This window comes from Vibrio sp. VP6 (assembly GCF_028823755.1).
Lineage (GTDB): Bacteria > Pseudomonadota > Gammaproteobacteria > Enterobacterales > Vibrionaceae > Vibrio > Vibrio parahaemolyticus.
In genome coordinates, this window is the sequence record NZ_JAPEID010000071.1 from 1 (window position 1) to 6,300 (window position 6,300).

8 protein-coding genes are annotated in these 6,300 nt (G+C 43.5%); 7 read left to right on the top strand and 1 reads right to left on the bottom strand.

Annotation, left to right across the window (positions count from 1 at the left end; translation table 11 throughout):
- The 4 genes from OU793_RS23090 to OU793_RS23105 all read left to right on the top strand — a co-directional run.
- Positions 1-191, top strand: a 191-nt coding sequence (locus OU793_RS23090; protein ID WP_274647854.1) for a hypothetical protein, incomplete at its 5' end; no start/stop codon positions are given.
- Positions 188-658 carry a hypothetical protein gene (locus OU793_RS23095; protein WP_140106964.1) on the top strand — a complete coding sequence of 157 codons (471 nt, stop codon included), beginning with the start codon at positions 188-190 and terminating at the stop codon, positions 656-658. The genes OU793_RS23090 and OU793_RS23095, both read left to right, overlap by 4 nt.
- Before the next feature lie 95 nt (positions 659-753).
- Positions 754-1,128 carry a hypothetical protein gene (locus tag OU793_RS23100; protein WP_025536544.1) on the top strand — a complete coding sequence of 125 codons (375 nt, stop codon included), beginning with the start codon at positions 754-756 and terminating at the stop codon, positions 1,126-1,128.
- A gap of 70 nt (positions 1,129-1,198) precedes the next feature.
- Positions 1,199-1,375, top strand: coding sequence for a hypothetical protein (locus tag OU793_RS23105; protein ID WP_180757881.1), 177 nt, complete (start codon positions 1,199-1,201; stop codon positions 1,373-1,375).
- Between the two features lie 110 nt (positions 1,376-1,485).
- Here OU793_RS23105 and OU793_RS23110 read toward each other — a convergent pair whose 3' ends face one another.
- Positions 1,486-2,061, bottom strand: coding sequence for a helix-turn-helix domain-containing protein (locus OU793_RS23110; RefSeq protein WP_072847712.1), 576 nt, complete (start codon positions 2,059-2,061; stop codon positions 1,486-1,488).
- 267 nt (positions 2,062-2,328) lie between these two features.
- Here OU793_RS23110 and OU793_RS23115 point away from each other — a divergent pair, with 267 nt between their 5' ends.
- From OU793_RS23115 to OU793_RS23125, 3 genes are all read left to right on the top strand, one after another.
- Positions 2,329-3,633 (top strand): DNA polymerase, encoded by a 1,305-nt coding sequence (locus OU793_RS23115; RefSeq protein ID WP_159404187.1) that lies wholly within the window; start codon positions 2,329-2,331, stop codon positions 3,631-3,633.
- A gap of 25 nt (positions 3,634-3,658) precedes the next feature.
- Complete coding sequence (locus OU793_RS23120) at positions 3,659-5,518, top strand: hypothetical protein (RefSeq protein WP_159404186.1); 1,860 nt, start codon at positions 3,659-3,661, stop codon at positions 5,516-5,518.
- Positions 5,519-5,669: 151 nt separating this feature from the next.
- A complete protein-coding gene (locus OU793_RS23125) occupies positions 5,670-6,224 on the top strand; it encodes a hypothetical protein (RefSeq protein ID WP_140071395.1) in 555 nt (184 codons plus the stop codon).
- The last annotated feature ends 76 nt before the right edge of the window (positions 6,225-6,300 follow it).

Genomic DNA, 6,300 nt, shown 5'->3' on the forward strand with positions numbered 1-6,300 from the left:
CCGCCACCGTCGAGAAAATGGGGTTAAGTTTGGGTGGAAAGACAGGAACGGTACCGGAAAAGACAGGAAAAACTCTTAGTCGTATTAAGCTGAAAATCGAATTTATATTATTGAATTGTAATAACTTTTACTGGATTAGTCCGGTGAGAGTATTCTTCTTTCCAGTTCGACATATAAAGGAATTTCTATGAACCAAGCCAAAAATAGCAGGAAGAATTCAGAAGTTGATACATCTAGAACCACACCAGAAGACAATCCATTCTCTACCATTCTCAAAACAGGTGAAGCACCCAAACTAGGAGCGAAGGCCCAAGGAATGGTGCTCTACGAGATTGCTCAAAACAGTGAAGATGATCAACTCTACTTTCGTATTGCGGGACAAAGTGGCGGGGCAGGATTGCATTCAAAACACTGGGTTCCACTTAACGAACTATTCCAGTTGATCGAATCTCAAGGTGACACCCCATGGAAAAGTCAGGTCTATAAATCCCTATATCCCACAGGTTCAGCTAATAACCTAGGGTTTTGCGCCTCAATAGTTAGAGACTTAGGTCTAGCCCAAAAGTCCGAATCATCAATTTATCTTCACGTACTAGGCGACGAATACCAACAGCTAAAAGCAGAGCTGTTAGCGCTCGCAGATAAGAAAACAAAATAACCCTTCCATTTATCGTCGTTGACGTCGTACCGACGACACCGACAGCAATCACTATCAAATTCTTCAATCAGTAAATCTAATAAGGAAATGTAGTAATGAAAAAACTACTAATCAGTGCGTTAGTTCTAGCTAGCTTTGGTGCATCAGCAGGTCTATTTAGTTCGGATACAGATGATGCAATCCAGACAATTAAAGAAGGCAGCCCAGATGGTTGCCCTTACGTAATAGGGGACATGATCGACTCAGCATTCACCAATGAAACTTGGAAATCAGGTAAAACCAAATCGGGTCGAATCTTCGTGGATATTGAAGGTGATGTGAATTTCCGCAATCAAGAGCAGAAAGCATTTATGCAATTCGAAGTTGATGGGGATGAGTTCTGGCTCAATACATTGAAGCTAAATAACCAGTACCAAAGTCAGATGATGACTCGTAGCTTCGCAAATCATCTATGCGATTCAGTTAAGTAAGCTGGGGTATTAAATCGTTAAGGGTGATATCGAGCGGTATTGCCCTTCTTTACTACCCAAAGGAGCAAACATGCAAAGCAGAACCTTTTCACAATCATCATCCCAATCAAAAAAGAACACAGGTATTCGTGCGGCTAAAATAGGTGCAGCTCTCGGAGCTAGGTACTATGGGGCCTACGGTGCTTTAGCAGGTGGTATAGCTGGCTTCATAATTGGTGTTGTCGCCGATGAGGTTATAGATGACTGAACACCAGAGAAGCAGGGGAGAACCCTCTGCTTTTTTAGGGGAGCAACTCGACAGCGACGACAGAGACAGCCCCCACGGGAAAACAGGGTGTATATATAAGGATCACCGCCTCACTGATAGTTTCTTTTCTGCTGAGATTCTTCTTGAGCAGATATTGCTTCACTTAAATCATACTTTTTTTCTAGTTCGGCTAAGGCTTTCTCGCGACATTCTTGCCATAGAGATTCGCGTTGTTCGGTTGAGTACAAGGTATATGTTCTCTTCAACTCTTTTTTGGCTTTGTTCAGGTTTGCTTCCGCTTTCTCATTAACCTTAGCGTTCCATCTTAAGTAATCGAGACGGAGTTCTAATTTCGCGTTGATAACGTTAACGCCCTTGCTTTCTAACTGTTCGACTTTTTTATCGACGCAGGACATTAGTTCGCCGAGAGATATGCCATAGCCCGTGCAGAGTTGGCTAAGGTGGTAAATGGAGATTGCGACATCACCATTTTCGATTTTTGAGTAGGCGGCTTTGGTGATTTTTAGAGCCTTGGCCACTTTTTCCTGATTTTCTGGGGATGGGTCAGCTTTACTAACATCGAAACCTGATCGGACATAATCAGCCCCAAATAACCTAAGTTGCTTAACAAATTCTGCGATCACAGTAGATATGCTTGTGTGGTTTCCTAGCTTAAAGGTATTCATTCCACCCTCCATTTTAGTCCTGCCGTCAGGCGTTAACCGGCCTGTTTTGTTTTCTTATTTTAACTCTCTATTTAGAAAAATCAAATTTAAAGATATTTTTTACACATCCTGAGGTGCTCTGTAATCTTTTTTCTCATGATATCTTTTTTAGGATACTTTTCGAAAGGTATCTTGTGTTCTTTAAAAATTTGGATAACTCAAAGTGAGAGGAAATAGTGTTGAACTTTAGATAAGTGAGGACTCTGTGTGCTAAACGAAATCAGAGCAATGGAACTGTTTCGTTCCGGAACAGTTCTAGCAAAAGCAAAACATATATTGGCGTGCAGCCCATTGAGGAACAAAGCGAAAGCTAAGCGTCTGGATGAATACCTCAGCCAATATAAGACCTGTGAGCCACCGCCAGATTTTCTTATTAGAAAACTGGATGAATTGATTAAAGATTCGGACGTGCTGAATGGTGATGAAGACAATGCGTATATAAGAAGTTGCGTTCGACGTTACCAGAGAGGCATACCTATCCATCTCGGTAGATTGATGAAGTACCAGCGAAGCCTAGAAACAGGTGAAGCAAATCTTCAGCACCTAATCGGTATGGGGCTTATTAGCATCGACGATGAGAATCGAATTCAGGTAATAGGTGATCCAGCGTTCTTTCTTTCTGGGCCGGAACTCACACTCTGGCCGAGAAATCCAGATGGGACATTGGTAACAGAGCGGAGCAAACTGAAAGACGTAAAAGTAGATCTCGCCCAGCGAATGTACTTTTCGATGATGTATACGAGATACAAAAATATATTACGCCTGCAAGTTGATTTCCGGGGTAAACACCACGAATGGCCTAACCCGTTCGGATCTTCGACAGGTAGAGAAGCACCTAAGGGATCATCATTCAACTACCTATCAAAAACTATACGCAATCATCTGCTTCACCCCAAAAAGGGCGACCAGATATTTGTGTTGGACTACTGTTCTCAGGAGCCAGCATCACTCGCGGCATTGGCTGGCGACCATGCACTGTGGTCTGCCTATCAAAACGGAGACTTGTACCTAGAGCTGCAATCACGATCTCAAGCTTTCACTGAGCTAGACAGAGTGCATTTTAAACGCCTGTGTATCGCCCATCTGTACGGTATCACTTCGCGTGGCATAGCTAAGAAGTTCGGTGTCAGCCCGACAGTGGCGGCAATCTGGGATCGGGAATTACGTGTCATTTTCAAGAAAGTCGATGCGTATCTCGATGAAAAAGTGAAGGAAGCGATGAAACAAGGTTTCGCAGAAGTCTACGGATTTCGAAGAACCGTCGCCGCCGACACGAGAGTTACAACAATCCGAAATTTCTATGTCCAGGCAGTGTGTAGTTACATGCTGCGTAAGCTCTGCATCAAGCTAGAGCAGATCAATATTCCACTCATTTTTGCAATTCATGACTGTATCGGTGTCCAGACTCATGCAACAGATTTAGAGACATATGCCTTAGCAGAAAAGGCGATGGCGGATGTGTCTGAGGAAGTGCTCGGAAAAGGCTACCGCCTACGGTGTGATTGCGAATACCACGTAATCAATAACTACTAACCAACAAGTAAACAGGAGATTAATCATGGCATTAAGTATTCGAACTAAAAGCAGTAAAAACAAAACTGGACCGAAAACACCTTTTCAACTAGTGGAGAGTCACCTTAAGGTGATGTTGACACAAGCATTAAAAGAGAACGAAGGTAAGCTCGGTGACAGCCTTGCACAAGCTATGCAAAACCTTCCCAATGCTGCGGTTGCGCTCGACAATTCTACGCCAGTTCTTGTCGTGGCTGGTGGTACAACAAATTACAGCACGTCTCTAAACGGTCAAATTAGTCAGGCGGTTGTGGCTAAAGCTGCGCGCGCTGCAGGCGTAAAAGGTTTAACGGTAAAAAGTGTAGAGAAAGCTCTGGAAACTGTCAGCCTAGACGCGGTTTTGGAAGGGGCAGATGCAGATGCAGATGTGAACATCTTCAATGCTTACATCGACGTTGACAACAAAAGTAAAGGTGTTGCGCTCGATGCTCGTAGTAGCGACGGTCGAGGATTGGTTCTAGCTGGCGGTGAAGTTCTGCTTAGCGATAAAGAAACAGATATCACCTTCCGTTACGCCCCAAATAATGGACACCTCCAATATGTATCCGGCTGGGAGCAACAAGATATACCGTCTAAACTTCAAGAACTCTTCAGCAATCTAAGCTATGGCCAGTTTGTAGCCATCATGGCGTACGCAGGTTTTATATTAAGTCACCCGAGAGCGGACGGACTTACTTATCCGATTCTTTACCTTCATGGGAATGCTGGCTCTGGTAAAACGACAGTCGCCCGCTTAGTCGCTATGCTACTGGGACTAAATGGAACGAAAGTGAAGACTCAGCCTAAAGATATTCGCGATCTTATTGCTACCGCTTCGCACAACTACATGTTGTGTTTCGATAACTGTGGTCGCATTAGTGACGAGTTGGCCAATGGTATGTGTAGTGTGGCAACGGGTGGCACCGTTGATGGTCGTAAACTCTATACGAATGTAGATTTGGTCGAAACGCTCCTCCACCAACCAATGATATTAACGGCGATTAAGTTCCCTAAACAATACGATTTATGCACTCGTTCAATATTCATCAAAGCGGGTAAACCACGAATTACCTATGCCAGTGACACAGAGATATACCAAAAGCTAAGTGCAATCCTCCCGTATGCCCAGTCGTGGCTGCTCAGTATGACCGCAAAAGCTATGGCAATGTTGGACGATGTTTCATCTATTGCTAAGTTCCGAGGTGGTGACTTCAATACATTTCTAGCAGCCTTCGAAACTGTATTGGGTATTACCGATCAATCAGTCCAGCAGGGTGTAAATAAAGCGCAGGAAGAAGCCCTGAATATGCAGGCTTTAGAACATGATGAGTTGTTGGCGAGCATTATAACTATCGTTCAGCAGGAGAAACTTTTTACTGGCGGTCCAACGCAGGTTCATAAAATGCTACATAGTGCCATCATGTCAGAAATGCGCCGTCTACCAAGCAACTGGCCTCAGAATGCGTCAGCTTTAAGTACCAAGCTTAACCGTATGAAAGAGCAGTTAGAAAAACATGGTGTTGAGGTTATCTCTGGTGGCACACGAGGTACTAACGGACGTAAGCTAACTCTTCGTGCAATCGAGAAAGCTCAGAATGTCGAAGACATAACCGCTCACGAACCATCGTTCTCTGAGCCGCTGACGTATCCAGAATCAGCTCCGATAGAAGTTAACAGCTTTGTTGAAGAACTCCCAGAAATAGATCCTGCTGACATGGACGATGATTTTGACCCGCTGAATGAAAGCGAGATGGATCAGTTGATGGAAGAACATGAACGCATAACAAGCAAATTTGACTCAGTCTCTAAATGGCACGAGATGACGCAAGCTGAATCTGATGCGGCTACATCTGCATTTCTTGGCTGACACCACCTCTAAATTACATTTTCCTACTCAGCCTTAACGGTGCTTTTAGAAAAGCATCGAACACAACATATTACATCTTTAAATCAACGCTTCTGGGCTTGGATACATTCAAGCCTAGTGGCGAAGCATTCAAATTAAAAAGGGGATAATTATGACCACTAAACACTACGTGTTAAACGTACAGTCGGAGCTGAAAACCATTTCATCACAGCTACTAAAAGAGACAGGACGTTTTGATATTGATTCTTTCGGTTGGGAAATCGAGCACACAGATGACAATTATATCGATTGGGATATAGTTGCAGGTAACAGCTTTATGTACCGAACAGAAGAAACAGAACCGGGTAATATCGTCAGTTACTTCAGATCGATCATTTGTGTGACTAATGTGGAAGAGGGAGTTAATGGCTTATACAAGGTCATGGTTAAGGTTGATTTACCAGAAGAATATGGTTTACCAGTGAAGTTCTTTGAATGTAACTATGAATTTGATAAGAGTAACCCTCTGGATACAACAAAAGGTTATCCAGACGCTTTGTACGAGGCTTATATCTATTTCGCTGGGAACACTAAGTTCTCGGTTAGTGAAAAACTATCTTATCTTGCTGGAGCTATGTGGGAATTTGCGAGCAGTTATGACCAATTCGCATCTATGGACAGTGGAGAGGTATTGGGGCTGTTTTCAAAAGCTGATGTGATTGACTGATATTAGCCCTATGCATATTGCCATTCCACACCGCCTCTTTCCAACACTGTTTTCTACATTTTCTCGACGGTGGCGG

Excerpts from the sequence above, each read along its gene's own strand:
- OU793_RS23095 (WP_140106964.1), top strand. The coding sequence starts at position 188 with ATGAACCAAGCCAAAAATAGCAGGAAGAATTCAGAAGTTGATACATCT.
- OU793_RS23100 (WP_025536544.1), top strand. The coding sequence starts at position 754 with ATGAAAAAACTACTAATCAGTGCGTTAGTTCTAGCTAGCTTTGGTGCA.
- OU793_RS23105 (WP_180757881.1), top strand. The coding sequence starts at position 1,199 with ATGCAAAGCAGAACCTTTTCACAATCATCATCCCAATCAAAAAAGAAC.
- OU793_RS23110 (WP_072847712.1), bottom strand. The coding sequence starts at position 2,061 with ATGAATACCTTTAAGCTAGGAAACCACACAAGCATATCTACTGTGATC.
- OU793_RS23115 (WP_159404187.1), top strand. The coding sequence starts at position 2,329 with ATGGAACTGTTTCGTTCCGGAACAGTTCTAGCAAAAGCAAAACATATA.
- OU793_RS23120 (WP_159404186.1), top strand. The coding sequence starts at position 3,659 with ATGGCATTAAGTATTCGAACTAAAAGCAGTAAAAACAAAACTGGACCG.
- OU793_RS23125 (WP_140071395.1), top strand. The coding sequence starts at position 5,670 with ATGACCACTAAACACTACGTGTTAAACGTACAGTCGGAGCTGAAAACC.